We start from the raw sequence: 26,429 nt of genomic DNA on the forward strand, positions 1-26,429 counted from the left end.
ACTGGAAAGACTACCGTTACAGCCATTCAGCCGCATCAACGAATTACTTCCTCATCACTGGCAACCAGCTCCATAATTTCCAGCATCACTAATGTGCTAGGTCAAGGTGTGACGGCCGGGCGCTTACAGTAGGTCTAAGGCTTCTTGACCGCTATTGGCCAATAGTATTTTATAAGGGTAGGGTCTGAACAAGCGACGTAGTGCAGAAAGAATATTTGGCTCATCATCGACAAAGAGAAGAACCGATGGTGCGTCAGAGCATATGCCATCGCTCATTGTATGCCTCCTTGCACTATGACTTTACTGTTGACATACCTGAAGAGGTGCGGGGTTCGGCCTAGTTGAAATGATCCAGTTTTGCGTTTGAAAATGAATTCCTCAGCCTGCTTTTGAAGTATCCCAGAGGAAAGTGAACGCCCCCCCCTGGCATCTCTATCTTTCGTTTTAAGAGCAGAAAACGGATAAAAAATGCAATTTTTATCTACTTTAGGAATCTCGACTTCATCAATTCTAATGTTTGACATGATGTGGTATTTTTCCTGAATAGTGTGAATCCGTAGACGCAACATCTCTCAAAAAGGAGAATTTTTTCTTCTATTGCAACAGCCTCTAACTCTGCCAATATGTTATATGTGCTTCAAAGTTACGTAACCGTCGTTGCCTATTCTCAATCGTTGGGGGCAGAGTCTTGGTAATTGATCTCTTCTTTTGGGAGTCAATGACATTTCCTGTCGTCAATTAACATGACGATCTTCCCACTTGGTTGACTTCTCCTCCCCATATTCTTCCATTGGGCCTTAAATGATTTTTGGTATACATAAACAGGGAACCACAAGCCTTCTGTGTGCTCCTTGATTCCGCTGTCCACTCCTGGAATCAGGTGTTCAATTTGGCAGCCTAATTCAATTTTTGATTCAGGGAGAACCTCTTCGGCAGTATTGTTGAGGAAGACCACCATATTTTCATCATCTACTGCAATAATTGGGAATGGCACATATTGCAACACCTCACGAACAATGCTTAAGCTCATTTCATTTATTGTGATCTGCCTTTGTTTTTGCCTGACAATCTCAGATAACCGACGATTGGCGGCAATCAGTTCCTGATTCTTTGTCTTTATTTGCAGATTAAGAGACTGATTTTCATCAGCCATTTCTTTGTACTGAAAAGCTTCTGCAATATGGGCGCGTATTAATTCGTCATCCCAAGGCTTCGTTAAAAATTTGTAGATGGCACCCTCATTAATGGCATCCGTGATGTATTGCAATTCGGTATACCCAGATAAAACCATGCGGATAGTATTGGGATAGAGTTCTTTCGCATTACGCAAAAACTCGACACCGGTCATCGAGGGCATGCGCTGATCAGAGATAATAACGTCGACAGCAATATTTTTCAGAATTTCTAGTCCTTCGCTTCCGCTTCCCGCCGTCAGTATTTGATATCCATCACGGCGTAAAAGTCGCTTCAACGAGCTCAGTATATTTGGCTCATCGTCGACAAGCAGTAAGGTGCGATCTGGCCTTGCAATGCGCAATAAATGTTTCTCCAGTGCGGGACAATTGTTCAGTAAGGCTGTCATCTGCGTAAAGGAGAGAGGTGGAGAAAAAAAGTAGCCTTGTATCTGGTCGCACATATTTTCACTCAGAAACTTACATTGGGCCTCGGTCTCAACGCCTTCCGCTATTACTTTTAATCCCATACTATGCGCCATTGCGATGATGGCTTTGGAAATTGAAATGTCGTCAGAGTTATCTGGCAAATCGCGAACGAAGGATTGATCTATCTTTACAAAGTCAAATGGAAAATGTTTCAGATAGCTGAGTGCCGAATATCCTGTGCCAAAGTCATCGAGTGAAAGTCTATAGCCTTGCAGTTTAAAATTATCTAGTAGCTGTTTCATGCCAGAGTCGTGATCAATCAGTATTCCTTCTGTAATCTCGATCGAAATTTGTTCAGGTCTTACCTGCATGGTTTGCAAAATAGAGGACATTCGACCAATAAAGTCAGGGTCCTGCAACTGTATAGGGGAGATATTGATTGCTACGCATGGTGAAACGAGATTGGCTTTGGACCAGCTAATAATGTCCAGACATGCTTGTCTAATTACCCAGTCACCCAGTTGAATGATAAGTTCATTCTTTTCCGCCACAGGGATGAATAAGGAAGGAGAAACTGCACCCCATTTGGCATGATTCCAGCGAAGTAACGCTTCCATTCCTACAAGTAAGCCGGTTTGCAAATCAGCCTTTGGCTGATAGTGCAGTTGTAATTGATTCGTGTTGATAGCTAATTGCAGTTCGTTCGCGATATCAATCTGGGTGACTGTTGCCGTATCCATTTGATTTGATCTCACTCTGTGCTTACGCTGCCTTATAGCACTGCGTCAGGCATTGAAGCGGTTAATGCGTCATATTATTTTCCTGACGCAAAGGGAGCCACACCGTGAAGCATGTGCCTTTTCCGGGAACACTATTGACATCAATCTTACCCCCATGTTTTTTTATGATTCCGTATGAGAGTGAAAGGCCCAAGCCAGTACCACTTCCTATTGGCTTGGTAGTAAAAAATGGTTCAAATATGCGATTAAGATTTTCGGGTGATATACCGCTTCCAGTATCGAGTACTTTTATCCATATCAGGTCTTTTTCGCAACCTGTACTGACCTTGATAATCCCTTTCTCTTTAATCGCATGAGAGGCGTTAACCAGTAAATTCATAATGACCTGATTGACCTGTGAAATGATGCACTTTACAGGTGGTAATTGTCCGTACTCTTTGACGACATTCGCTTTATATTTGATTTCGTTCTTGACTATATTCAAGGTACTGTCTATGCCATGATGAATGTCTGCCTCCTGCCAATCTGTTTCGCCAACGTGGGAGAAATCTTTTAATGACTGAACAATATCCTTGACACGCTTGAGTCCATCCATCGATTCTTGTACAAGATCTTGTATATCGTCTTTTAAAAAATCAAGATCAGCTCTTTCTCTGATTTCGTTCATCTTGCTGTGGGCCTGGCTCTCGCTTAAAGATTGGGGGATTAAGTCTTCATACCCACCAATAACTTCAAGCAATTTCTCTACGTAGTTATGCAGGCTCCCAATATTCGAATTGATAAATCCTATTGGGTTATTGATCTCGTGTGCTATTCCGGCCGCGAGCTGGCCAACGGAGGCCATTTTTTCTGATTGCAACAATTGCTCGTGCGCTTCTTGCAATTTTTTGATGAGCAATTGTTGCTCTTGCCCTTTTTTGAACAAGGTTTCTTCCATCTCTTTGCGTTTTGTGATGTCGGTTAAAGATCCGATTACTTCCACCGGATTGCCATCCTCATCGCGAATTAACCTGAGCATGTCATGCATCCAAACATATTGTCCAGCACGACTCATGAAACGGTATTCGTAAACGCGCTCACCTTCAGTAAATAGTTTTGCAATACTTGAGAAGATTTGGGGTACATCTGCTGGATGAATGTGATTGAACCAGAAATTTGGATCGGCTAGCATTTCTTCAGGGTGATAGCCGAGAACATTGAGTGCGTTGTTACTGACGAAAGTCATTTTAAAATCTCCAGTAGGAACACTACTGTAGATAATGGCAGGCGTGTTATCGATCAAATATTGCAATCTGGCAACATCAGAAACACCTTTGACTGTCTCGGGAACCTTGTCGCTCGCCTCGGCCGACGGCGAAGCGCTGAATTCATCAAATTGATTGATCATGATTACCACACCTGAAGAATGTTAATGGAATCAATTTCTATTTCCCTGCGTCTAAATAGTAGAACAATCGTTTGATAAATGCGAAGTTTGGAGTTGCGTATGTTGCACTGAAAAAAGTAATTGTGCGTTCTAAAAAACAATGTTTATCAGAGTGGTATAAAACGCCATAATGGCGATAAGTCCTAGCGATCAAGAAAATATTCAATAAAATCAAACGCTTATAAGTTTATTTTTTCTTCTCGAATCCCAGGTTCCAGATTTGTAGAAGTCTGTGTCGAATTTTCCGTGCGGAAATAAATTTTGTTAACAATCATTAAGGCTACACAAAAATGCAGAAAAGTTATGCTTTTGCACGGTTTGGGTGCGTTTGTGCACTTAAAAATGAAGTTTGCCGCGCATTTCTAATGAGCGGAAATAGTTTGCGCACTTAAATATTGTGATCGATCAACATATGCGCCCATTGAAAATGTCGAATCAAGAATGAAGCACTGCTATTTCCAATGAATGAGTGAGTTGCTTATGCTTCGGCGCGAATATCAGTTGACATCTAACGTCGTGGCTAAAATGCAATCTTGCTTGCATAGTTTTAGTTGTCGATACTAGGTATTTGGGTGAGGGATAGTCCCAATTTTGCTTTTCCTACATTGCGTGTGAGTATTGCATTTATGTCTTTTCTGGACGGAATTCTGAATGAAATTTTTCAAATGTTTTTGAGCTAAATTTACTAAATATCTTTGAACAACTCAATGGCCTATCAGCCAATAACTAGTGTAATTCGGTGGTTGGCACGTTATCTGCTAACAGTGGTGAGAAACTTGCTTTATTTGTTCCATGACCTCACCACTATCAGGAGAAAACATGTCACGTCGTACTGTTTTGAAAGCAACTGCTGTCGCCGCAATGACCCTGGCCGCTTCTGGCTGGCTTACACAGGCGCAAGCCGCCGATACTATCAAGGTCGGCATTCTGCATTCCCTGTCTGGCACTATGGCAATCTCGGAGACATCTCTCAAAGATGTGGCCCTGATGACGATAGATGAAATCAATGCCAAGGGCGGTGTCATGGGTAAAAAGCTGGAAGCGGTGATCGTTGATCCAGCCTCCAACTGGCCGCTGTTTGCTGAGAAGGCCCGCCAACTGGTATCGCAAGACAAAGTATCCGTCGTGTTTGGTTGCTGGACTTCGGTATCACGTAAATCCGTCCTGCCCGTTTTCAAGGAACTCAATAGCCTACTGTTTTACCCGGTGCAGTATGAAGGTGAAGAGCTTGAGAAAAACGTTTTCTACACAGGTGCCGCACCTAACCAGCAAGCCATTCCTGCGACTGAATACCTGATGTCGAAAGAGGGAGGTGGTGCCAAGCGTTTTGTCTTGCTGGGTACTGACTATGTGTATCCACGCACCACCAACAAAATCCTGCGCGCCTTCTTGCATAGTAAGGGAGTCAAGGATACTGACATCGATGAAGTGTATACCCCATTCGGCCACTCTGATTATCAGACCATCGTTGCCAATATCAAGAAATTTGCTGCGGGTGGTAAGACAGCAGTTATCTCCACCATCAATGGTGACTCCAATGTCCCATTCTATAAAGAACTCGGTAACGCTGGCTTGAAGGCTACGGATGTACCTGTCGTCGCATTCTCAGTCGGTGAAGAAGAATTGCGCGGTGTAGATACCAAGCCATTGGTGGGTCATCTGGCCGCCTGGAATTACTTCCAGTCTGTAAAAAACCCGGTGAATACCGAATTCATCAAAAAATGGAAAGACTATGCGGCCGCCAAAAAACTGCCTAATGCCGCGACAGTTGTCACTAATGACCCTATGGAAGCGACTTATGTAGGCATGTATATGTGGAAACAGGCAGTTGAAAAAGCTAAGTCCACGGATACCGATAAAGTCATTGCTGCCATGGGCGGACAGACTTTTAAAGCACCATCCGGTTTTGAATTGACGATGGATAAAACCAATCATCACCTGCACAAGCCAGTCATGATAGGCGAGATCAAGGCGGATGGTCAGTTCAGCGTTGTCTACAAAACCAAAACACCTATCCGTGCGCAACCATGGAGCCCTTATATCCCAGGCAATGAAGGCAAGCAGAAACTGTAATTCAAGGAGTGATATTTAGAAACCTGTTTACGATCTGTAGCGAGCGTCAGCGGGGTGAAGAGCAGCGCAAAAAGCGGAATGTACTCTGGTACATGAGCATTTTGAGCAGCACATGAGCCCCGATCACGCTCGCGCAGTAAGATCGTAAGCAGGTTTTAAGGAGTGATGCAGGCACTCAGGACTTCACATATCGATGGCCCTGGGTGCTGTTACGGATTTTCCATCCCTGACCTGGTTGCCTATGATATTTCGTAAAATCTGCGCGAGCATAGTCTTGTTCGTGTTTAGTCTGACAGCGCATGCGGCTATCGATGGCAAGCTCTTGCAGGCGCTGGCAGGTGATGATCCTGATGTGCGTATTACTGCTGTCAATTCCATCGCAGCCATGGGTAATGAAGAGGCTGTGGAAGTATTGACTGCGCTCAAAAATGAGCAATTGTTTGCCAGGGGCGTTGCTGTCTACCTGGTCGATGGTGAACAGGCAAAAGACCTTAGCACAGGGAAAATGCAAAAGCTGCCGGATGATGCAGAGGCAATCACCATCAATAACCGCCTGCGTGCTGCGCTGGATAGCGCACTGTCAGGCTTGAAATTATTTTCACCGGACAAAAATACCCGCCTTGTCGCTGCAACTGCGCTGGAAAAAGAAGCAACGCCAGAGCAATTGCCCATACTGAACAAAGCCTATCTGAAAGAAAACGATAGCGAAATCAAATCCCGTCTGCAAATGCTGATTGCCACCGCCAATTTGCAGGCCAGTGACCCAGTAGTGCGTAAGGCTGCCATCAAGGCTTTGCTGGATAGTCCCAACCCCAATTTAAAACCTGTGCTGCAAAAGATGCTGACACAAAATCCCGATGGTAGTTACAACGAAGCCGACGCCAGCATACGGGCAGAAGCCGCCAATACCTTGAATGCTATCGATGGACGCCTGGCACGCATGGAATTTGTTGGCAATCTGTTTTATGGCGTCTCGCTGGGTAGCGTGCTGTTGCTGGCTGCCCTGGGCCTGGCAATCACCTTTGGCTTGATGGGCATCATCAATATGGCACATGGTGAATTGCTGATGATAGGTGCTTACACTACCTATGTTTGCCAGATGCTGTTCCGCAAATTCATGCCCGGTGCTGTCGATGCTTATTTGTTGCTGGCTCTGCCTGCAGCTTTCCTGGTTTCTGCCGCCGTTGGTATTTTGCTGGAAAGAACGGTCATACGCTGGTTATATGGCCGCCCGCTGGAAACCTTGTTATGCACCTGGGGTATCAGCCTGATACTGATGCAGGCGGTGCGTTCGATTTTTGGTGCGCAAAATGTCGAAGTTGCCAATCCTTCGTGGATGTCGGGCGGTATCACGGTGCTGGGTTCATTGGTGCTGTCTTATAACCGCATCATCATTATTTTCTTTGCGCTGTTTGTCGTGCTGGCAGTCTGGCTGATCCTGAACAAGACACGCCTGGGTCTGTTCGTGCGTGCCGTGACACAGAATCGCCGCATGGCTGATTGCGTAGGTGTCGCAACCGGCAAGATAGACATGCTGACTTTTGGTCTTGGTTCGGGCATTGCAGGTCTGGGTGGCGTGGCCTTGTCGCAGTTAGGTAATGTTGGCCCTGACCTGGGGCAAAACTATATCGTCGATTCCTTCATGGTCGTGGTGTTGGGCGGGGTAGGGCAGTTGGCTGGCACTGTGATTGCGGCTTTTGGCCTGGGCGAAGTGAATAAATTCCTGGAGCCGGTGGCTGGTGCTGTCATGGCCAAGATCGTCATCCTGGTATTTATCATCATTTTCATACAACGCAGACCGCAAGGCTTGTTTGCGCTCAAAGGCAGGAGTGTGGAATGAGTGCGACTATGACTACAACTACAGCGTTTCCAACAGCAAAGGGGCTGTTTTCCAAACCGGCATGGACAGGCATACTGGTGTGCGCAGTGATTGCCGTGCTGCTACCTATCCTCAATCTGAGTTTTCCAACTGGCCACGTATTGCATATTTCCAGCTATACGATAGCCCTGGTTGGCAAGTTCATGTGCTATGCCCTGGCTGCGCTGGCACTTGATCTGGTATGGGGTTATACCGGGATTTTGTCTCTGGGGCATGGCGTATTTTTTGCGCTGGGCGCCTATGCACATGGCATGTATCTGATGCGTGCGATTGGCCGTGACGGTGTCTATCAAAGTAATCTGCCAGACTTCATGGTTTTCCTGGACTGGAAAACCTATCCCTGGTATTGGTCCATGACAGATAGCTTCTGGTATTGCATGGCGCTGGTGATACTGGTGCCTGGTGTGCTGGCCTTTATCTTTGGTTTCTTTGCCTTTCGCTCACGGATCAAAGGTGTGTATTTCTCCATCATCACCCAGGCCATGACATTTGCCTTCATGTTGCTGTTCTTTCGTAATAACACGGGTTTTGGCGGTAATAATGGCTTTACTGACTTCAAGCGCATTCTGGGTTTTACCATCACCGCACCTGGCACCAAGGCTGCGCTGTACCTGATTACCTTGCTGATTTTGTTGTCGGCTTTGTTCCTGTGCCGCTGGATAGTCACTTCCAAGTTGGGGCGCGTACTACAGGCCGTGCGGGATTCTGAATCGCGGCTGATGTTCATCGGCTACAACCCCTTGTGGTTCAAGCTGTTTGTCTGGACCTTGTCCGCCATAATTTGCGGTATTGCCGGTGCCCTGTATGTGCCACAGGTGGGCATCATCAACCCCTCTGAAATGTCGCCAGCCAATTCCATAGAAATGGTGATCTGGGCCGCAGTAGGCGGGCGCGGTACTTTGCTCGGGCCTATTATTGGTGCCTTTACCGTGAATGGGCTGAAGAGCTGGTTTACCGCTGCTTTCCCGGATTTGTGGCTGTATGCCCTGGGTTTGCTGTTCATCCTCGTTACTTTGTTCATGCAACAGGGTGTCCTGGGTCTGGTGAGTAAATTCAAAAAACAGCGGGAGCCAGCATGACCTCTTATATGATGAGTGGCGTCTTAAGGCCAGGTCAACAGTACGAGGGTGCTACCGGTGACCAGGGTGTGTCTTATGGCCGTATCAAACAGGAAGGAGTGGATACCACCCACGGCGCTATCCTTTACCTGGAAGACATCGTCGTTTCTTTTGACGGTTTCAAGGCCATTAATAATCTGAACCTGGATATATCGGTGGGGGAACTGCGTTGCATTATCGGCCCCAATGGCGCGGGTAAAACTACCATGATGGATGTGATCACCGGTAAAACACGGCCCACATCCGGCACCGCATTCTTCGGGCAGACCATGGACCTGACGCGCATGAGCGAAGTCGAAATCGCCCATGCCGGCATAGGCCGCAAGTTCCAACGACCGACCGTCTTTGAGCAGCACAGCGTTTTTGAAAATCTTGAGCTGGCCATGAAAATGGACAAGCGCGTCAAGACTACCCTGTTTGCCCGCCTGAATAGCGAACAAAAAGACAAGATAGCCGCCATCTTGCAATTGATACGCCTGGAGGGGCAAGAGCAAAGGCAGGCTGGCTTGTTATCGCATGGCCAAAAACAGTGGCTGGAGATAGGCATGCTGCTGATACAGGAACCACAACTGATCTTGCTTGATGAACCAGTGGCTGGCATGTCGGATGCCGAGACTGCACGCACTGCTGAATTGCTCAATGAATTACGCGGCAAGCATTCCCTCATGGTGGTCGAGCATGACATGGGTTTTGTCACCGAAATTGCGCAACAGGGCAAAGTCACGGTATTGCATGAGGGATCTGTACTTGCCGAGGGTACAATGGCGCAGGTACAGGCAGATGAACGCGTGATTGAAGTCTATCTGGGACGCTAAAGGACGCTAATGAAAGCCAAGCATGCTTGAAGTCAAACAACTACATCAGCATTATGGATCCAGCCACACCTTGCGTGGTATTTCACTGTCACTCAAAAAAGGTGAGTGCATGGCTTTGCTGGGCCGTAATGGCGTCGGCAAGACCAGCTTGCTGAAATGCCTGATGGGTGTTTTGCCAGTTACCGAAGGTACGGTCAGCTTTGAGGGCCGCGACATCAACAAACTTTCGCCACATGACAGAGCCAGGGCAGGGATAGCTTATGTGCCACAAGGGCGTGAGATTTTTGCCCGTCTTACCGTAGAAGAAAACCTGCTCATGGGCATGGCCAGCCTGCCTGCACGCAAGGCTGGCAAAATCAAGGATGAGGTATATCAGCTTTTCCCGGTATTGAAAGAAATGCTGCACAGGCGTGGCGGTGATTTATCTGGCGGCCAGCAGCAACAACTCGCCATTGCCCGTGCCTTGCTGGCAGAACCCAAGCTCATCATCCTGGATGAACCTACTGAAGGCATCCAGCCTTCCATCATCAAGGATATAGGTCGTGTCATTCGTTTACTGCGTGAACGTGGCGACATAGGTATCTTGCTGTGCGAACAGTATTTCGATTTTGCCCGCGAACTGGCAGATCATTTTGTCGTGCTGTCGCGTGGTGAGGTGGTGGCCTATGGCGGCCAGGAATTGATGGATGGGGATGACGTCAAGCGGCATCTGGCGGTATAGTGCAGTCTTTACCTATCGCTAGCTGAATATGGATGTCTGCAGTCCGGCATTACCCCCAATCGCTACAAAATCACACTGGCAAGCCAGCCTGCAACTGGGCTTTAGCAAGGATGGCGATGTCACGCGCCTGACGGAACGCAAACACAATGGCCCCCTTCGTGTACAAAAGCCTTTGTATCCTGAAGGGGATGATGTTTGCCATGCCATCATCATTCATCCCCCAGGTGGAGTAGTCGGTGGCGACCAGTTAAATGTAGATGTGAAGCTGGCGGCTGACACGCATGCACTGGTGACGACACCAGGTGCGGCGAAATGGTATCGCAGTAATGGATATGTATCAGCACAACATATCAATCTCAAACTCGATGCAGGTGCCAGGCTTGAATGGCTGCCGCAAGAAACCATTTTTTTTGACGATGCCTGTGTCGATTTGCACCAGACCATACACCTTGACGCAGATGCTAGATTGATTGCGGCTGATATTTTTTGCTTTGGCCGCACTGCCTCTGGCGAAACCTATAACAGTGGCCGGATCAAACAGCATTGCAGCATCTATCGTGAAGAGAAAATGATCTGGTATGAACAGGGCAGTTTGCAAGGTGGCAGCCCTGTCATGCAAAGTCACCTGGGTTTGAATGGTAAATCAGTGTCGGCGATGGTGCTGGCTTCTGGTGCCTTGCTGTCCGGTGAACAATTGCATGCTTTGCGCGAACAAACATCGGCCTTTTTGTCTGAGCGTGAAGCGGACGCCTTGTGTGGCGTCACGCAAATGAAGTCTGTCATTGTCGCGCGCTACCTGGGCAACTCCAGTGAAGTTGCCCGGTTTTGGATGCAGCTGGTGTGGCAGCATTTACGCCCTGTCGTGATTGGGCGTGATGCCAAAATTCCGCGCATCTGGAACACCTGATTCGTAACCTGCGTTACGTTTGATGCAGCCCAGGCCTGCCAGGCTGGAACGAACAGCTACATCCAGAGGTGTACGTGGTTCTTCACCCAAAAAGTCTACCAAAGCCTGGTTCGACATTTTGACTTCAGTGCGCCACAGGTAACGCATTTCCAGCATTTCCTTCAAAGTTTGCTTAAAAGGTGACAGCAGAGTGAACACAGGCCATGGGAACCAGCTAGCCTTCAATGCAGGCTGTGCAGTCACGCGACCAATTGCGGCAACCATTTGCTTACCATCATGATCCCAATGGCCTTCCATATGGAAGCGGGCAAAATTACCCAGTTCATTTTCACGTTCCAGCAGACGCACCATGGTTTCTGCTACATCCGGTAAGTAAGCCCATTGATGGCCAACGCCAGCACTGCCAGGGTAGCGCACTACGCTCACTGGCTGGCCTGGCGTTACCAGCCCTTGTGAAAACCAGTTGTTGGCTGCCTTGGGACCAAAGAAATCACCAGCCCTGACGATGAGAGATTTGACGCCTTTGCTGGCAGCCAGACGCAGACGGTGTTCCATCTCTACCCGGATTTTGCCTTTCTTGGTGATAGGGAACTGTGACGCATTTTCTGCAATCAGCGGGAAGGCATCCGGACCAAAATTATATACAGTACCTGGCAGCAGGATGCGTGCGCCACTGGCCTGGGCTGCTGCGATCGTGTTGTCTATCATGGGCAGCACGAGTTTTTCCCAGTCGCGGTAACCAGGTGGGTTGACTGCGTGGACGATGACAGATTTTCCGGCAGCAGCTTGCACCACATCGTCTTGCACCATGACATCACCTTTCATCCAGATATGGGCTGCTGTTTTATCTTTCACCTGATCAGGATTGCGATGCATGGTAGTGACCTGCCAGCCGCGTTGCATCAGCAAGCGTGCCACTTCACCACCTACGCCGCCAGTTGCGCCCAATACCAGGGCTTGCTTATGGATTTGTGCATTTACTTTATTGCTGAATGTTTGCTGATTCATTTTGTTGCTCCTTAATGTTTGGTTGATGTAGCCATTGTGTATCTTTGCCAGGCTATATACAATTCTCTAAAACTGCATAGGTGATATACATTTCTGTATGGATGACAAAAATATTCACTGGGACTACTACCGCACTGCGCTGGCAGTGCTGGAAGAAGGTTCGTTATCAGGCGCTGCCCGTGCGCTGGGTTTGACGCAGCCTACAGTAGGGCGGCATATCGAGGCACTGGAACAGGCCTTGGGTACGAGTTTGTTTGTGCGCAATCAGTCGGGCCTGTCACCCACAATTGCTGCGTTGGCAATGAAACCTTATGCAGAAAGCTTGCGGGCGACCGAAAGCGCCTTGCTGCGCAGCGTGTCGGCAGAAGCGAATGAGGTAAGAGGTACCGTACGTGTTACTGCATCAGAAGTCATGGGAGTAGAGATATTGCCGGGCATGCTGGCAGGTTTACGGCAAGACTATCCAGATTTGAGTATAGAACTACAGATATCCAACCATACCCAGGATTTGCTTAAACGCGATGCGGACATTGCCATTCGCATGACTGAGCCTTTGCAAGATGCATTAATCGCGCGCCGCACGGGCAATGTAACGCTGGGATTCTTCGCCCATGTCGATTATCTGTCACGCCACGGCGTACCATCCGACATGTCGGCGTTGAAACAGCATAGCGTGATCGGTTTTGACCGCGAATTTCCCTATATCCGTGCTCTGCAAAAACGTTACCCGCAGTTGCAAGGTGCTGACTTTGCCTTACGTGCAGATAGTGATCTGGTGCAGTTTGCTGCCATACGTAAAGGCTATGGAATAGGAATTTGTCAGGTCGGGCTCGCTCAGCAGCATTCCTATCTGCAGCGTGTATTGGCTGATGAACTCCAAATCGATTTGCCTGTCTGGGTAGTCATGCATGAAGATTTGCGGTCCAGCCAGCGATACCGGACTACCTTTGATCATCTGGTTAAAGAACTACAAGCCTTGCTACAACAGGTGTGAAGTGCTCAAGTTTTGATCAACAAGTGTGGGTGTACGGTGGATAATTCCTGCCAAGCATCAAAACCGCCCGCAAAAGGCCGGACATCTTTAAACCCCAATTGCCTGAGGGTGTGAGCGGCATGCACGGCACCTGCATCGCCAGGGCAGGCGCATATCGTGATGATCATTTCATGCTGCGGCCAATGTTGGGCCGCATTGCCAACTTGCTTCACCTCGCTGACCATGGCATGGGGTATGGTACCTGTTTCTGCAATCAGTGCCGGGCTGCGCAAGTCGATAATATGGGGCAGGACGCTGGTCCTCAGTGTGTCTGACATCTCAGTTGCACTGAAATGGGGAATGGACGCGAGCTTTTCAAAGCGTTTCTTTTGCCAGAATTTCCAGGCCAGCCAGCTCAATACCAGGGCAACGAAAATAACAGCAATACGTATGCCCTGCGCTGACAAAAATACCAGGCCTGCTTCAATTTGCGCCTGCAAGGCAAAGCCCGCCAACAGGGCCAGTCCCGCCCATAAAGCTGCACCTGCGGCAGAAGCCAGCATGAATGATGTTCGCGGCATACCCAAAGCACCAGCTACCGGCGGTGCCACGGTAGAAAAGCCAGGGATGAATTTGCCCACCACCAGCGACCACACCCCCCAGCGATGAAAGCGTGCTTCCGTCTGGTTTACGCAAGACCCGGGGTTGATCGACATCTTGCATAAAAACTTCAGTACGCTATAGCCAAACTTCTTGCCTGCCTGGTACCAGATCAGGTCTGCAATCAGCGAAGCACCTACCGCTGCCATCAACAAAACCAGCAATTGCCCGGACTGTGTGGCCTGGCTGGCATTGAACATCATGGTCGGCACTGCTGGCACAGGCAAGCCCAGTTGCTGCAGCAAGACGTTGACAAACACCATCAAACTATCGTTTTGACGAAAAAAATCTGCCAGCCAGCCTTGTTGCATATGCAATTCCGTTAGTAATCATGAGTAATCATGCAGTGAACAGGCATGGAACGGCAAAAGTAAAATCCGTCTATGTTTATGCCCGATTGAACCCCTATTGTAGGGCATTGCAGTGCTTTGCATATCATGCGTGTGATGCCTGTTGCAAACTGAGCAGTTACTTTCCAACTGTAGTCCAGATTTTCAGATCAGGCGGCCAGCCCATGCGCTGACGATACTGCCCTTGCAAGTAATTCAGCATATCTGGCAGGATCGACATTGGAGCCACAAACGATCACAGCTACCCGTTTGCCAGCAAGTCTTTGGCGCAAGGGGCCAAACAAGCCTGCCGTGGCAACCGCTGCAGCAGGTTCGGCCACGAGCTTGACATCATGATATAAATCCGACATCGCAGTACAGATTTCATCATCACTGACCCTGACCACCTCATCCACAAAACGCTGACATACCCTGAAACTGTAATCCATCGCGTAGGGCGCGCACAGGCTGTCGGCTATGCTATCGACCTCCTTTAACTTCTCTGGCTGACCAGACTGGAAGCTGCGGTACATGGCATCTGCGCCATAAGGCTCAACGCCATACACGGCACAATGTGGTGCCAGTTGTTTGACGGCAGAAGCAATGCCGCCACACAGACCACCACCACCGATAGGCACGATCACTGCATCCAGTTGCACCACTTGCTGCATCAACTCCAAACCTACGGTTGCTGTACCTAGAGCGGTCAATGGGCCGTCATAAGGATGGATCATGCTGCGCTGTTCTTCTTCAACGATGCGCTTCCCCAGTGCGAATGCCTTATGCATGTCTGCTTCCAGTATCACTTCCGCGCCATCCTGTCGGCAGGCCTTGATGCGTGTAGGGCTGGCATGACGTGGCAACACCACTTTGCAAGACACGCCCGCCAGCTTGGCTGCATAGGCAACCGCCATCGCATGATTGCCTGCGCTGACGGCGACCACGCCACGTTGTCGGGCCGCTTCATCAAGCGCAGAAATACAATTCAAGGCACCACGCAATTTGAAGGTGCCGGTTTTTTGGAACAACTCCAGCTTCAGCCAGATTTCAGTATCAGGCTCCAGCTTATCCAGGGCAGACCCGGTTTGCCAGTGCCAGACTGGAGTATGCAAAACCTGTTGCGATAATTTGGCCGCAGTCTTGCGGATATCTGCCAGAGAAGGATAGGGGAAACCTGCACTCAATAAGGTGGATAGCAAAGATGAAGGGGCGTGCGAAGGCCTGTCTGTAGCGACATGAGACATATAAACTCCAGGATAAGAATCAGCAGAAAAAATCAGAGAGGGCGCGAGCGTGACTATGCCCGATCCATCAGAACAGGATGAGCTGAAGGGCCGCCAGGCACCGGCATATGCCGTAGCTTAACGACCCCGGATAATTCGAATAATGGAAATGTCGCAGATGGAGGGGGCAGACAACGCAAGCGTGCAAACGACAACAGATGCGGCATCAATGGCGCATGAGTTCGTGTTCAGCAGAGGACGGGTAATTGCTTGCATGGGAAAACTGTAACCGATCTTGCTGGGGATGGCAAGAGGGTATTTTTACAAATGCATCCTGCGAAGATTTGCAAGAAGACGATTCATAGAGACTCCCAATTTAAAATTTCATCATCAGCGTCAGTTCTGATAACTGAGTTCATGGCCTTGGCGACGAAAATGATTTTAATGCGAATTTCATTCAATGGATCTTCGAAACTTTCTTGATACTTTGTACGTAACTTTCCCCTATTGTGTCGAAAAAAAGGAAGCCATCTGTCCTTGACCAGAATTTCAACTTCTCCACCGCCAGCAAAAACATTTACTTTTGATGCGTCTACTGGATTGACTGCGATGTGCGCCTCAGTTCGGAATCTAAGGTCTGCTTGTGTTGCAACGAACTGCAACCATTCTTCGATGGAGATCGGTGCTGTCAATCTGCCACGTCTTTCGATAATTAACTCTATTCCCATATTTTTTCTGTATGTTGATTTTATTTGCCATAAGCAAATGTGATTTGACGATGCCAAGATATAACTACGGTCATCGTCAGATCACATGGAAAACCAATTATTCAATTCAAGGTTTCTTTTCCTCACGCCTCTCAACGACGATTTTTGGTGCCGCAGGTATTTCTTTCACAGTATAACCCTCGGGTACCGCAAATAATGTTGCCGCAGGTTCTGAGCGTTTCAGATTATTGAGCCGGTAACTCCATTCGCCTGTACGTGGGTCTGTCTGCTTAGCATAGACGGTCATTTGCAGCTCCGGTGCATACCAGCTTTCTGAGCTTACGGTAATTGGGTTCTTGTTGCCGATCTCACCTGCCGGGATTTGATAGGACCGCATTTTGCCATCTGCCTTCACACCGTCAATCTCGCGGCTGCCCAGGTCTTTGGTATTGCCTTTTGATGTCCAGCGATTATCCACGAAGGCGGTGGACATAGGCCCCAGGGACATGAGACTGGTGAAGTTGCCTGATGTAGTACTCAGGCTGGTATGCAGGGCTGGCATGTCGCTGGCGTTGCCTGCACGGATGACTCTGACCTGGACTTCTTCGCGCACGTCTTTACCACCTTCTGCTTGATCGCCACTGGTTTTGCGTTCTATTCTTTTGACGATGACTTCGTCGCCGTTACGTGTGGTCTCGACGCTGACGGTCTTGCCTTCCTGTTTCAGCTTCTCCAGTTTCTCTTTGGCTGCATCGACTTTTTCTCTGGCGCTGGCCATTTTTTCATCCAGGTCTTTGCCCATATACATTTTGGTCGCAGTCTTTTTTTCCGGCATGAGGATGTAGCGGACATTCTCAACTGGGTCAACGATGACGATGTGCTGGGCATTACCCTTGCTGTCGCGCATTTCCTGACGAGTGCGGCCCGCAGCATCTCTGTAGTTCAAGCTGCTGGTTTTGTTGCTGATCTGGTTGCCATCGGCCAGGGTCTGGGTTTTCTCTGTGATGATTTCTGCGCTGTAAGGCGCATTTTTAATTGGCCGGATACTATGCATGCCTTGCATGCTGACAAATGCCTGGCTCATGGCGTCTGATACGATTTTGTTGATATTTTTTGAGTCGGGTATATCTGCCAGTGCCAGCATAGGTGGCATAGGTGGCATAGGCGGCATGGGCGGCAGCGGTGGTACTGCAGGCACTTGTATGATTTCCACGTGGCGACGCAAAGGTTTTTCTTCGCCAAGGTTTGCAGTGTCAATGTCGGTATTGGCATGTGCCATTGCCCAGGCAGAGCTTAACAATATGAAGAGTGGCAGTTTGGTTTTCATGATGCGTCCTTTTCTCGGAGTTATTTTTTGATGTTTTTTCTTGCTTACTTCAGTAGCCGCATGGCCAATGGTTCGCCATCGGCAGCGACCAGAATTTGCGCCTGTACCAGGTCACCGGCTATTTCTGGTGAGACTTGCACGCCCAGGCTGCTGAGCCAGGCAGCTGGGACTTCTGCTTCCAGCATGCTGGGTGTTTCATTATTCAGGCGCTCCAGCGGTACCAAGGCAACAAAGGGGGGCAATTCTGTCCCCGCCATTGCCACGCTGTCAGGCGTCAATGAATGCTGAGATGCCGGAAAAATGACCGTCATCATGAGCAGGCCAAGGCTGCCACACAAAGTCAGCAAACCTGCCAGCCACGGGCGCAAGCGTCTGCTGCGTGCCTTTTTTTTATCTTTGGCCTGTTGCTTGGCGAAAGCTTGTAATAAAGTCTGCTCAATCGCCGTTGGCGTATTCAGCCCCTGCAAATCTTTGTGCAAAAGGCTGAACTGCTGGTCCAGCACGGCATTTGCATTGCTGGCATCCTGTGGGGTATTCATAAGGTCTTTCATCTTTGTGTTCCGGTATTTGCCATTGCGTCGGGTCGCCAGCCCAGCCTTTCGCTGTATTGCAATATCGCGGCCCGCGCCCTTGACAGGCGTGAACGCACTGTCCCTATGTCTATATCGCAAATCACGGCTATCTCTGCGTATGATAGTTCCTGCAATTCATACAAAATAATCACGTCACGATAATGAGGGCGCAATACCGCGACTGCCTGCCGTACATGTTCAGTCATTTGCTGATGGAAGATGACATCCGCCAGTTCTGTCGTTTCACTTATCAAGACTTCTTCTCCATCTTCTTCGCTATAACCTGGTAATGGCTGGTGGCGGCGTTCTGTTTTGTCCTGTTTCAGCAATAAATTCCTTGCTACGCCAAACAGAAAATTCTGCAAACTGCCCAGGCCTGCGTCATAACGGTAAGACTTGCTCAGCAAACTCATGAAAACATCCTGCACCACGTCCGCTGCCAGTGCACTTTGGCCACATCGCATCAGGGCGTAGCGATAGATAGGCCCCTGATGGCGCTGGTACAGGCGTTGAAATGCAGCAATATCACCGTCGCGCATTTGTGTCAGCAAGCTGGAATCTGTCTCTTGGTTATCCACGTTTATTTGTAAGTTGTTTTCAGGTATTACTTTGAGAGGCTTTGAAAGTTCCAATTATTTTCGCGCTATCTGCATTTATGTGAAATGCACTAACTTGGTGAGTGCGCGCCTTTGTTTGGTGCGCATTTTTTCAATCCAGCCTATTTAGCCTTGGTTCGAAACTTGCTGTGTTGCTTTTTATAATGTTTTTAGAGGACTGGCCTGTCGCCTTATTGGACTTGCTTGTTATTTTGCAAATGACGATAAATAATAAGTTTGGTGATAGCACAGACAATAAGCGAAAGAAGATATGGATCTGACACCCAGAGAAAAAGATAAGTTGCTGATATTTACCGCCGCCTTGCTGGCAGAAAGACGAAAGGCACGCGGCCTGAAGCTGAATTACCCGGAAGCAGTTGCCCTGATCACTGCCGCCATTATGGAGGGCGCACGTGATGGCCGCACGGTGGCAGAACTGATGTCTGAGGGAACGCAAATACTCAGCCGTGCCGACGTCATGGAAGGCGTGCCGGAAATGATTCCTGATATCCAGGTCGAAGCGACTTTCCCGGATGGCAGCAAGCTGGTTACCGTCCATCACCCCATTCCTTAGGAGAAGATAATGATACCAGGCGAAACCCTGATAGAGGATGGGGACATAGAACTGAACGTCGGTCGTGCAGTGGTAAGCATTACTGTAGCCAATAGCGGTGACAGGCCGATACAGGTGGGCTCACATTTTCATTTTTATGAAACTAATCCGTCCTTGCAATTTGACCGCCAACAGGCGTATGGTATGCGGCTCAACATTGCTGCTGGCACCGCTATCCGTTTTGAGCCGGGGCAGCAACGCAGCATAGAACTGGTGGCCCTGGCGGGTGACCGGAAAGTCTATGGCTTTAGCGGTAAAGTCATGGGGGCGCTATGAAAATTTCACGTCATGCCTATGCTGAAATGTTTGGGCCAACTACGGGTGACCGCATCCGACTGGCAGATACCAATCTATTCATAGAAATCGAGAAAGACTTTGCCATTTATGGTGAAGAAGTGAAATTTGGTGGTGGCAAGGTGATACGTGATGGCATGGGCCAGTCGCAAAGACCTCATGCTGAAGTCATGGATACCGTCATCACCAATGCAGTCATTATTGATCACTGGGGTATCGTCAAGGCAGACATAGGCATAAAAAATGGCTTGATTGCCTGCATAGGCAAAGCGGGCAATCCCGATATACAGTCTGGCGTGGACATGGCCATTGGTGGCGCGACCGAGATCATTGCCGGTGAAGGCAAGATCGTAACCGCTGGTGGCATCGATTCGCATATCCACTTCATTTGCCCGCAGCAGATTGAAGAAGCATTGATGAGTGGCGTCACCACCATGCTGGGTGGCGGTACTGGCCCTGCCACTGGCACGGCAGCAACCACCTGTACGCCTGGACCGTGGCATTTGCATTCCATGCTGATGGCGGCAGATGCGTTTCCCATGAACCTGGGTTTTATGGGCAAGGGCAATGTCAGCTTGCCTTTACCGCTGGAAGAGCAGGTAAGGGCCGGTGCCATAGGCCTGAAACTGCATGAAGATTGGGGTACAACACCGCAAGCCATTGATAATTGCCTGACCGTGGCAGATGCTATGGATGTGCAGGTGGCTATTCATAGCGATACGCTGAATGAAGGTGGCTTCCTGGAGCACACCCTGGCAGCATTCAAGGACAGGACTATCCATACCTTCCATACCGAAGGTGCGGGCGGTGGCCATGCGCCGGATATTATTGCGGCAGTTGGCGAGGCGAATGTACTGCCATCATCCACCAATCCTACCCGGCCCTATACCGTCAATACCCTGGACGAGCATCTCGACATGCTTATGGTCTGTCATCACCTGGACCCGGCTATTGCCGAAGACATCGCCTTTGCCGAATCACGCATACGGCGCGAAACCATAGCGGCGGAAGATATCCTGCATGATATCGGCGCCATCTCCATGATGTCTTCCGATTCCCAGGCCATGGGTCGTGTTGGTGAAGTCATCATGCGTACCTGGCAAACGGCAGATAAAATGAAACAACAGCGTGGCTCGCTGGCGGAAGACAATGCGCGTCATGATAACTTCCGCATCAAACGCTATATCGCCAAATACACGATCAACCCCGCGCTAACCCATGGCATTGCGCATGCAGTTGGTTCGCTGGAAGTGGGCAAAATTGCTGACATCGTCTTGTGGAAGCCTGCATTTTTCGGCGTTAAACCATCCATGATCATCAAGGGTGGCATGATCGCCGCAGCCCAGATGGGGGATCCGAATGCATCGATACCTACGCCACAGCCTGTGCATTACCGCATGATGTTTGGTGCTTTTGGTGGTGGGCTGAAAAAATCGTTCACCTTTGTTTCGCAGGCGGGGCTGGATGCTGGGCTGGCAGAGCAACTGAAGCTGAACAAAACCCTGATCGCTGTCAAGAACACCCGTCAGATTCGCAAAAAGGACATGATACACAATAGCCTGACGCCAAAAATGGAAGTCGATTCCGAAACCTATGAAGTCCGTGCCAATGGTGAACTGCTGGTATGTGAACCGGCAAAAATCCTGCCCATGGCCCAACGTTATTTCTTATTTTAAACAATGCTGACATTACAAACAAAGATAGACACTGCCGACAGCATCGCCGGGCAACTGGTGTTGCCGTATGAGTTGCGTGAAAAAAGCCGTTTGCGTGCCACCCTTGCCAGCGGTGAAGATGTGGCCGTGTTCACCGTGCGCGGTACAGTCATGCGCCATGGTGACCTGATGTTGGGTAATGATGGCCGCGTGATTGAAGTCATTGCTGCTGCTGAACCTACGTACAAGGTGGAATGTGATACTGCCTTCAATTTATTGCGCTGCGCCTTTCATCTGGGTAACCGGCATACCCAGGCGCAGGTGGGCGACGGTTTTTTACGTATACGCAAAGACCCTGTGCTGAAGGAAATGCTGCAAGGGCTGGGCGCAGTCGTCACTGAAGAGCAGGCCAGTTTTGAGCCGGAATCCGGCGCTTATGGCGGCGGACATCATCATGCAGGCGATGACGGCCATCCGCATAATCCGCTGGCACCGATACCTTTGCGGCAACGCATACATCGTCCTTCTGACAGCAAGGCTTGAGCATGCAGTCTGCAGCTTTACTCCATCTCCTGCAACTTGCCAGCCCGTCCTTGCCTATTGGTGCCTATAGCTATTCGCAAGGGATGGAAGCGGCGATAGAAAAGGGCCTGGTGCGCAACGAAGCGACAGCCAGGGAATGGATCATCAATTGCCTGCACGAAGTGGTGGCGCGTTTTGAAGCTCCAGTACTGTGGCGCTTGTTGCAGGCTTTCGAGAGCAGGGACTTGGCTGCCGTATCGCACTGGACCAGCTTGTTCATTGCCGCCAGAGACACGGCAGAATTTCGGGCAGAGAGCATACAGATGGGTTATTCGCTGGGCAAGCTGGTGAATGACTTGAAGATTGCAGATGCTGAGCTACTGGCGATATTGCTGGCACAGCATGAATTACCTTTGCCCACGGCCATGGCAGCCGCAGCAGTTGCATTGCAGGTGCCGCCAGAATCGGTATTGCTTGGCATGTTGTTTTCATGGGCAGAAAACCAGGTGCTGGTGGGAGTGAAGTCCATCCCCTTGGGCCAGGTTTCAGGACAACGCTTACTGCTGTCGTTACGCCCCGAACTGGAAAAAGCAGCGAGGCTGGCGCAAGAACTGGAAGATGACCAGTTATCGAACTGGGCACCAGGCTTGTCTTTGCTGTCCATGCAGCATGAGGTGCAGTACAGCCGTCTGTACAGATCATAAAAATTAAAACAGGAAACGAAAAGATGAACACCCAAAATTTAAGCTCGCCAGAACCAAATCCCTTACGCGTAGGCATAGGCGGCCCGGTCGGCTCCGGTAAAACGGCACTCTGTGAAATGCTGTGCAAAAGCATGCGTGATCATTATGAAATGGCCGTCATCACCAACGACATCTACACCAAGGAAGACATGGAAATCCTTTTGCGTGCCGATGCCTTGCCCGCAGAACGCTTGATGGGAGTGGAAACCGGTGGCTGTCCGCACACAGCCATACGCGAAGATGCCTCCATCAACCTGGAAGCGATAGCTCGCATGAGCGCAGACTTTCCTGATCTTGATTTGATCCTGGTGGAATCTGGCGGTGATAATCTGGCGGCGACCTTTAGCCCGGAATTGTCTGACCTGACCATCTACGTCATTGATGTGGCCGGTGGCGAGAAAATCCCGCGCAAAGGTGGGCCTGGCATTACACGCTCTGATCTGCTGATCATCAATAAAACCGACTTGGCTCCGCATGTGGGGGCCAATCTCGACATTATGGCGCAAGACGCCAAGCGTATGCGTGGCGAACGCCCCTTTGTATTTACTAATCTGCGTACTGGTGACGGGCTGGAAGCAGTAGTCAGTTTCATTCGCCAGCAAGGCATGCTGGATGAGGTCAAATAATGAAGTCAAAAACTAATTTTCAATCTAGAATCCGGAGATCAATATGAAACTTAATAAATCGCGCGGCCTGTGCGCGCTCGCGGCACTGGGCAGTGTCATGATTTCATTACCAGCATTGGCGCATGACAGTGTGCTGCATTCCATGAATGCCATACAGGATGGTTTTCTCCATCCATTCACCGGGCTTGACCATTTGCTGGCCATGTTGGCAATAGGTATCTGGGCGGCGCAACAAAAACATGCGCGTGCCTGGCTTATACCGGCCATTTTTCCCTTGATGATGGTTGTTGGCGGGACACTGGCCGTTCCCGGAATAGGCTTGCCAGGCGTGGAGCATGGTATCGCCGCCTCAGTGCTTATCCTTGGTTTGTTGATCAGTTTTGCGGTCAAATTGCCAGTTAGTTCAGGAGTGGCACTGGTGTCCATTTTTGCCATGGCGCATGGCTATGCACATGGGCAGGAAATACCATTAAATGAATCCGCAGTATTGTATGGTGCCGGTTTCGTGCTGGCGACAGCACTGATTCATGCTGCTGGCTGGTTTGCCAGCAATGCTGCTCAAAAATTGCTGGCCAGCGCATTGACACGCTACGCAGGAGTGATGATCACTTTGGCAGGTGCTTTTTTCCTTTCTTCCCTTGCTTGATTCGCGTCGATACGCATTATTAGTTAATTAATTTTCATCTGCCAGGCAAGGGGAGTCTATTTCTCCTTGCTTACCCTTGTCGCATAGTAATAATCGACTGTGCCGATTTCGTCTTTCAAAATGCATACAAACATCAAGACTGGGCCTCTTTGCAGGCTTACACTTTGTCATGTTCAATCTGACAGCGCGTGAAATAAGTTTGCAAAAGGCTTATATTTACTGTGATCGATTTCTTCGCGATTTGTCAGCATCAGGTTCTTTGATTGATTTTCAAAAATTGACCGGTTTTATCCGGAGACAAGGCAAATATCATGTGGCAAGGCGTCATTCCCGCAGTTACGACAAAATTCAACCAGGACGATACGCTGGACTTCAAGGAAATGGAGCGTTGCTTCCGTTATTTGATGGATGCCGGTTGCGATGGCCTGATCGCTTGCGGTTCTCTGGGTGAAGGCCCTTTGTTATCCCATGCCGAACGTATCGATGTGCTGAAATTGACGAAAGAAGTGACAGGCAACAAGCCAGCCATCCTGACCGTCGCCGAGGCAGCAACACGGGACGCCTGTGCTTTGGCTGAAAAAGCCGCCAAAGCTGGCGCTGATGGCTTGATGGTTGTGCCCAGCACCATCTATCACACCAATCATCGTGAGACTGTAGCAACCCTGCGCAGCATCGCCGCTGCCGGTGATTTGCCTGTCATGATTTATTCCAACCGTCTGGCTTATCGTGTTGATGTGACGACAGACATGCTGGAAGAATTGGCTGACGATGCACGTTTTGTCGCAGTAAAAGAATCTTCTGATGATATTCGTCGCACTACAGAAATCATTAATCGCCTGGGTAGCCGTTATGACTTGTTCACTGGCGTAGATAACCTGGCTTTTGAAGCCTTGACTGCAGGTGCAACAGGCTGGGTAGCTGGTCTGGTGGTGGCTTTCCCGCATGAGACTGTGGCTATTTACCGCCTCATCAAGGCTGGCCGTTATAACGAAGCCCTGGATATCTACCGCTGGTTCCGTCCTTTGTTGGACCTGGATGTCTCAACTTATCTGGTGCAGAACATCAAACTGGTAGAAGCATTGGCGATCGATTCCAATGATCGCGTGCGCGCGCCGCGTCTGCCGCTGGAAGGTGCTTTACGTACCCGTGTAGAGCAAGTGGTCAGTGCTTCCCTCGCCAATCGTCCGGTTTTGCCAACGTTTAACTGATCGTTTGTTTTAGTGAATGTGATGGCGCAGGAATCATGCCTATGAAGACAACAGTGTGTGTCATTGGTGCCGGCATAGTCGGCACCACCTGCGCCTTGAAAATGCAGGAAGAGGGCTATCAGGTCAGTTTGATTGATGCGGCTTCTCCCGGCTGCGGCGTGACGGCAGTGGGTATGGGACATCTGGTTGCTCTGGATGAAAGTGAGCAGGAGCTGGACTTGTGTCTGCTGTCTTTACGCATGTGGAAAGACTTCTTTACTGAATTTCCTGGTATAGGAGAAGTCAGCCAGTGCGGCACCTTGTGGGTGGCAGAGAACGAAGATCAACTGGTGGAAGCGCATCACAGGGCACTAGGCTTGAATGCAAGGCTATGGCGCGCTGAAGCGCTGACTGGTGAACAGGTGCAAAAACTGGAGCCTGCTTTGCGCCCCGGCCTTGCTGGCGGTGTCAGGGTGTTTGGCGACAGTGTGGTATATCCGCCCAAACTGGCGCATTTCATGGCTCAGCTTTTGGTCAAGCGTGGTGGTAATCTGACTTTGGGTAAACGTGTTGCACAGCTAGCAGCAAACCAGCTGATTTTTGCTGATGGCAGCAAGCTGACTGCAGATATCATCATCGTTGCTGCTGGCCTCGAAGTAGCCAAGCTCTTGCCTGAAATTGCGGTCTTTGGCCGCAAAGGCCATCTGGCGATTACTGATCGCTATCCCGGTCGTCTTTCACATCAGATTGTTAGCATGAATTATGGACAGGTCGCAGTTTCTGCCGATGCACTGGCCGTGGCTGCCAATGTGCAGCCACGTAGTAACGGACAATGGCTGATCGGTTCTTGCAGGCAGGATGGACAGACAGATAACAGTCTTGACCCCAAGGCGCTGGGAGCAGTCTTGCAGTCAGCCATGACGCTATTACCTTGCCTGGCCGATATGCAAATCATACGCGCCTGGGCGGGCATGCGTCCGGCATCGCCCGACGGTCATCCTATTATTGGGCCTCATCCGGGGTTGGTTGGTGTGTGGCTGGCAGCGGGGCATGAAGGGCTGGGTGTGACGACAGCCATGGCGACAGCAAAAATGCTGGCTGACCAGATTGCCGGGCGGGCAGGAGAAATAGATTATCAGCATTATTCACCTGAACGTTTTTTTCCTGTGCAGGAGTTGAAATATGCGTGAACACTACCCGGGCAAAGAAATAATCGCAAAAATCTGGATTAACGGCTCTCCGTTTGAGGCAACAACAGAGATGAGTGTGGCTGCGGCACTGATGCGGTATAACAATATGCAGACACGCCAGTCGGTTTCTGGCCAGCCGCGTTTTGCCGTTTGTGGCATGGGCGTATGCCAGGAATGTAGGGTGCGCATTAATGGTCACCCGCATAAACTGGCTTGCCAGGAATACTGTCGCTCAGGCATGGTGATTAATACCGAAACCACTGGTCTGGGAGTGTGAC

The 26,429-nt window shown here is 49.6% G+C and carries 26 protein-coding genes and 1 pseudogene; 17 read left to right on the forward strand and 10 right to left on the reverse strand.

All coding sequences use genetic code 11. From position 1 onward, the window contains the following. Window positions 1-126 precede the first annotated feature (126 nt). The 3 genes and pseudogenes from ACO0LN_RS14475 to ACO0LN_RS14485 all read right to left on the reverse strand — a co-directional run. Window positions 127-276, reverse strand: a pseudogene (locus ACO0LN_RS14475) (two-component system response regulator); the annotation flags it as partial. A gap of 439 nt (window positions 277-715) precedes the next feature. After that, window positions 716-2,341, reverse strand: coding sequence for an EAL domain-containing protein (locus ACO0LN_RS14480; protein WP_422974909.1), 1,626 nt, complete (start codon window positions 2,339-2,341; stop codon window positions 716-718). Between the two features lie 61 nt (window positions 2,342-2,402). Beyond that, entirely contained in the window at window positions 2,403-3,728 is a 1,326-nt protein-coding gene (locus ACO0LN_RS14485; RefSeq protein WP_422974911.1) for an ATP-binding protein, read from the reverse strand. Window positions 3,729-4,586: 858 nt separating this feature from the next. Here ACO0LN_RS14485 and urtA point away from each other — a divergent pair. The 6 genes from urtA to ACO0LN_RS14515 all read left to right on the forward strand — a co-directional run bounded on the left by urtA (window position 4,587) and on the right by ACO0LN_RS14515 (window position 11,280). Next, window positions 4,587-5,840 (forward strand): urea ABC transporter substrate-binding protein, encoded by a 1,254-nt coding sequence (gene urtA, locus ACO0LN_RS14490; RefSeq protein WP_422974913.1) that lies wholly within the window; start codon window positions 4,587-4,589, stop codon window positions 5,838-5,840. Between the two features lie 241 nt (window positions 5,841-6,081). Then, window positions 6,082-7,680 (forward strand): urea ABC transporter permease subunit UrtB, encoded by a 1,599-nt coding sequence (gene urtB / locus ACO0LN_RS14495; protein ID WP_422974915.1) that lies wholly within the window; start codon window positions 6,082-6,084, stop codon window positions 7,678-7,680. Window positions 7,681-7,688: 8 nt separating this feature from the next. Next, complete coding sequence (urtC, locus tag ACO0LN_RS14500) at window positions 7,689-8,798, forward strand: urea ABC transporter permease subunit UrtC (RefSeq protein ID WP_422974917.1); 1,110 nt, start codon at window positions 7,689-7,691, stop codon at window positions 8,796-8,798. An 11-nt stretch (window positions 8,799-8,809) separates the two neighbouring features. Beyond that, window positions 8,810-9,652 (forward strand): urea ABC transporter ATP-binding protein UrtD, encoded by an 843-nt coding sequence (gene urtD / locus ACO0LN_RS14505; protein ID WP_422975283.1) that lies wholly within the window; start codon window positions 8,810-8,812, stop codon window positions 9,650-9,652. A gap of 22 nt (window positions 9,653-9,674) precedes the next feature. Then, entirely contained in the window at window positions 9,675-10,373 is a 699-nt protein-coding gene (urtE, locus tag ACO0LN_RS14510) for an urea ABC transporter ATP-binding subunit UrtE (protein ID WP_162058805.1), read from the forward strand. A 28-nt stretch (window positions 10,374-10,401) separates the two neighbouring features. Beyond that, window positions 10,402-11,280 carry an urease accessory protein UreD gene (locus tag ACO0LN_RS14515; RefSeq protein WP_422974919.1) on the forward strand — a complete coding sequence of 293 codons (879 nt, stop codon included), beginning with the start codon at window positions 10,402-10,404 and terminating at the stop codon, window positions 11,278-11,280. Here the strand turns inward: ACO0LN_RS14515 and ACO0LN_RS14520 are convergent. Beyond that, window positions 11,224-12,288 carry an NAD(P)H-binding protein gene (locus tag ACO0LN_RS14520; protein ID WP_422974921.1) on the reverse strand — a complete coding sequence of 355 codons (1,065 nt, stop codon included), beginning with the start codon at window positions 12,286-12,288 and terminating at the stop codon, window positions 11,224-11,226. The genes ACO0LN_RS14515 and ACO0LN_RS14520 overlap by 57 nt on opposite strands. A gap of 97 nt (window positions 12,289-12,385) precedes the next feature. Here ACO0LN_RS14520 and ACO0LN_RS14525 point away from each other — a divergent pair, with 97 nt between their 5' ends. Further along, window positions 12,386-13,282: a LysR family transcriptional regulator gene (locus ACO0LN_RS14525; RefSeq protein WP_422974923.1), complete on the forward strand. Its 897-nt coding sequence runs from the start codon at window positions 12,386-12,388 to the stop codon at window positions 13,280-13,282. A gap of 5 nt (window positions 13,283-13,287) precedes the next feature. On the opposite strand, the gene ACO0LN_RS14530 is transcribed toward ACO0LN_RS14525, so the two are convergent. From ACO0LN_RS14530 to ACO0LN_RS14555, 6 genes are all read right to left on the reverse strand, one after another. Continuing rightward, window positions 13,288-14,232: a VTT domain-containing protein gene (locus ACO0LN_RS14530; RefSeq protein ID WP_422974925.1), complete on the reverse strand. Its 945-nt coding sequence runs from the start codon at window positions 14,230-14,232 to the stop codon at window positions 13,288-13,290. A 188-nt stretch (window positions 14,233-14,420) separates the two neighbouring features. Continuing rightward, window positions 14,421-15,494 (reverse strand): threonine ammonia-lyase, encoded by a 1,074-nt coding sequence (locus tag ACO0LN_RS14535; RefSeq protein WP_422974927.1) that lies wholly within the window; start codon window positions 15,492-15,494, stop codon window positions 14,421-14,423. Between the two features lie 338 nt (window positions 15,495-15,832). Continuing rightward, on the reverse strand, window positions 15,833-16,201 hold the full coding sequence (locus ACO0LN_RS14540) for a hypothetical protein (RefSeq protein WP_422974929.1): 369 nt from the start codon (window positions 16,199-16,201) through the stop codon (window positions 15,833-15,835). Between the two features lie 106 nt (window positions 16,202-16,307). Continuing rightward, complete coding sequence (locus ACO0LN_RS14545) at window positions 16,308-17,507, reverse strand: hypothetical protein (protein WP_422974931.1); 1,200 nt, start codon at window positions 17,505-17,507, stop codon at window positions 16,308-16,310. 44 nt (window positions 17,508-17,551) lie between these two features. Further along, window positions 17,552-18,058 (reverse strand): hypothetical protein, encoded by a 507-nt coding sequence (locus ACO0LN_RS14550; protein ID WP_422975295.1) that lies wholly within the window; start codon window positions 18,056-18,058, stop codon window positions 17,552-17,554. After that, window positions 18,055-18,657 (reverse strand): RNA polymerase sigma factor, encoded by a 603-nt coding sequence (locus ACO0LN_RS14555; RefSeq protein ID WP_422974933.1) that lies wholly within the window; start codon window positions 18,655-18,657, stop codon window positions 18,055-18,057. Before ACO0LN_RS14555 ends, ACO0LN_RS14550 begins: the two co-directional genes overlap by 4 nt. Window positions 18,658-18,946: 289 nt before the next feature. Here ACO0LN_RS14555 and ACO0LN_RS14560 point away from each other — a divergent pair, with 289 nt between their 5' ends. The 10 genes from ACO0LN_RS14560 to ACO0LN_RS14605 all read left to right on the forward strand — a co-directional run bounded on the left by ACO0LN_RS14560 (window position 18,947) and on the right by ACO0LN_RS14605 (window position 26,428). Then, window positions 18,947-19,249, forward strand: a complete 303-nt coding sequence (locus ACO0LN_RS14560) for an urease subunit gamma (RefSeq protein WP_110253278.1) — start codon at window positions 18,947-18,949, stop codon at window positions 19,247-19,249. Window positions 19,250-19,258: 9 nt separating this feature from the next. After that, complete coding sequence (locus ACO0LN_RS14565; RefSeq protein WP_422974935.1) at window positions 19,259-19,564, forward strand: urease subunit beta; 306 nt, start codon at window positions 19,259-19,261, stop codon at window positions 19,562-19,564. Continuing rightward, window positions 19,561-21,258, forward strand: a complete 1,698-nt coding sequence (gene ureC, locus ACO0LN_RS14570; RefSeq protein WP_422974937.1) for an urease subunit alpha — start codon at window positions 19,561-19,563, stop codon at window positions 21,256-21,258. The genes ACO0LN_RS14565 and ureC overlap by 4 nt, the downstream gene beginning before the upstream one ends. Window positions 21,259-21,261: 3 nt before the next feature. Next, window positions 21,262-21,780, forward strand: a complete 519-nt coding sequence (ureE, locus tag ACO0LN_RS14575; protein WP_422974939.1) for an urease accessory protein UreE — start codon at window positions 21,262-21,264, stop codon at window positions 21,778-21,780. 2 nt (window positions 21,781-21,782) lie between these two features. Beyond that, the gene (locus tag ACO0LN_RS14580) at window positions 21,783-22,463 is read left to right on the forward strand and encodes an urease accessory protein UreF (RefSeq protein ID WP_422974941.1); all 681 of its coding nucleotides are present in this window, start codon (window positions 21,783-21,785) and stop codon (window positions 22,461-22,463) included. Window positions 22,464-22,486: 23 nt separating this feature from the next. Then, window positions 22,487-23,128, forward strand: a complete 642-nt coding sequence (gene ureG, locus ACO0LN_RS14585; protein WP_422974943.1) for an urease accessory protein UreG — start codon at window positions 22,487-22,489, stop codon at window positions 23,126-23,128. Between the two features lie 43 nt (window positions 23,129-23,171). Further along, entirely contained in the window at window positions 23,172-23,774 is a 603-nt protein-coding gene (locus ACO0LN_RS14590; RefSeq protein ID WP_422974945.1) for a HupE/UreJ family protein, read from the forward strand. Between the two features lie 311 nt (window positions 23,775-24,085). Next, window positions 24,086-24,982 carry a dihydrodipicolinate synthase family protein gene (locus tag ACO0LN_RS14595; protein WP_422974947.1) on the forward strand — a complete coding sequence of 299 codons (897 nt, stop codon included), beginning with the start codon at window positions 24,086-24,088 and terminating at the stop codon, window positions 24,980-24,982. A gap of 41 nt (window positions 24,983-25,023) precedes the next feature. Then, window positions 25,024-26,151: an NAD(P)/FAD-dependent oxidoreductase gene (locus ACO0LN_RS14600; protein WP_422974949.1), complete on the forward strand. Its 1,128-nt coding sequence runs from the start codon at window positions 25,024-25,026 to the stop codon at window positions 26,149-26,151. After that, on the forward strand, window positions 26,144-26,428 hold the full coding sequence (locus ACO0LN_RS14605) for a 2Fe-2S iron-sulfur cluster-binding protein (RefSeq protein ID WP_186951245.1): 285 nt from the start codon (window positions 26,144-26,146) through the stop codon (window positions 26,426-26,428). The genes ACO0LN_RS14600 and ACO0LN_RS14605 overlap by 8 nt, the downstream gene beginning before the upstream one ends. Window position 26,429: the final 1 nt, after the last annotated feature.

This window comes from Undibacterium sp. TC9W (genome assembly GCF_049339865.1).
In the GTDB taxonomy this organism is placed as follows: Bacteria; Pseudomonadota; Gammaproteobacteria; order Burkholderiales; family Burkholderiaceae_D; genus Undibacterium.

Bases quoted from the DNA above. Each gene is read 5' to 3' on its own strand.
- ACO0LN_RS14480 (WP_422974909.1), bottom strand. From the start codon at position 2,341: ATGGATACGGCAACAGTCACCCAGATTGATATCGCGAACGAACTGCAA.
- ACO0LN_RS14485 (WP_422974911.1), bottom strand. From the start codon at position 3,728: ATGATCAATCAATTTGATGAATTCAGCGCTTCGCCGTCGGCCGAGGCG.
- urtA (WP_422974913.1), top strand. From the start codon at position 4,587: ATGTCACGTCGTACTGTTTTGAAAGCAACTGCTGTCGCCGCAATGACC.
- urtB (WP_422974915.1), top strand. From the start codon at position 6,082: ATGATATTTCGTAAAATCTGCGCGAGCATAGTCTTGTTCGTGTTTAGT.
- urtC (WP_422974917.1), top strand. From the start codon at position 7,689: ATGACTACAACTACAGCGTTTCCAACAGCAAAGGGGCTGTTTTCCAAA.
- urtD (WP_422975283.1), top strand. From the start codon at position 8,810: ATGAGTGGCGTCTTAAGGCCAGGTCAACAGTACGAGGGTGCTACCGGT.
- urtE (WP_162058805.1), top strand. From the start codon at position 9,675: ATGCTTGAAGTCAAACAACTACATCAGCATTATGGATCCAGCCACACC.
- ACO0LN_RS14515 (WP_422974919.1), top strand. From the start codon at position 10,402: ATGGATGTCTGCAGTCCGGCATTACCCCCAATCGCTACAAAATCACAC.
- ACO0LN_RS14520 (WP_422974921.1), bottom strand. From the start codon at position 12,288: ATGAATCAGCAAACATTCAGCAATAAAGTAAATGCACAAATCCATAAG.
- ACO0LN_RS14525 (WP_422974923.1), top strand. From the start codon at position 12,386: ATGGATGACAAAAATATTCACTGGGACTACTACCGCACTGCGCTGGCA.
- ACO0LN_RS14530 (WP_422974925.1), bottom strand. From the start codon at position 14,232: ATGCAACAAGGCTGGCTGGCAGATTTTTTTCGTCAAAACGATAGTTTG.
- ACO0LN_RS14535 (WP_422974927.1), bottom strand. From the start codon at position 15,494: ATGTCTCATGTCGCTACAGACAGGCCTTCGCACGCCCCTTCATCTTTG.
- ACO0LN_RS14540 (WP_422974929.1), bottom strand. From the start codon at position 16,201: ATGGGAATAGAGTTAATTATCGAAAGACGTGGCAGATTGACAGCACCG.
- ACO0LN_RS14545 (WP_422974931.1), bottom strand. From the start codon at position 17,507: ATGAAAACCAAACTGCCACTCTTCATATTGTTAAGCTCTGCCTGGGCA.
- ACO0LN_RS14550 (WP_422975295.1), bottom strand. From the start codon at position 18,058: ATGAAAGACCTTATGAATACCCCACAGGATGCCAGCAATGCAAATGCC.
- ACO0LN_RS14560 (WP_110253278.1), top strand. From the start codon at position 18,947: ATGGATCTGACACCCAGAGAAAAAGATAAGTTGCTGATATTTACCGCC.
- ACO0LN_RS14565 (WP_422974935.1), top strand. From the start codon at position 19,259: ATGATACCAGGCGAAACCCTGATAGAGGATGGGGACATAGAACTGAAC.
- ureC (WP_422974937.1), top strand. From the start codon at position 19,561: ATGAAAATTTCACGTCATGCCTATGCTGAAATGTTTGGGCCAACTACG.
- ureE (WP_422974939.1), top strand. From the start codon at position 21,262: ATGCTGACATTACAAACAAAGATAGACACTGCCGACAGCATCGCCGGG.
- ACO0LN_RS14580 (WP_422974941.1), top strand. From the start codon at position 21,783: ATGCAGTCTGCAGCTTTACTCCATCTCCTGCAACTTGCCAGCCCGTCC.
- ureG (WP_422974943.1), top strand. From the start codon at position 22,487: ATGAACACCCAAAATTTAAGCTCGCCAGAACCAAATCCCTTACGCGTA.
- ACO0LN_RS14590 (WP_422974945.1), top strand. From the start codon at position 23,172: ATGAAACTTAATAAATCGCGCGGCCTGTGCGCGCTCGCGGCACTGGGC.
- ACO0LN_RS14595 (WP_422974947.1), top strand. From the start codon at position 24,086: ATGTGGCAAGGCGTCATTCCCGCAGTTACGACAAAATTCAACCAGGAC.
- ACO0LN_RS14600 (WP_422974949.1), top strand. From the start codon at position 25,024: ATGAAGACAACAGTGTGTGTCATTGGTGCCGGCATAGTCGGCACCACC.
- ACO0LN_RS14605 (WP_186951245.1), top strand. From the start codon at position 26,144: ATGCGTGAACACTACCCGGGCAAAGAAATAATCGCAAAAATCTGGATT.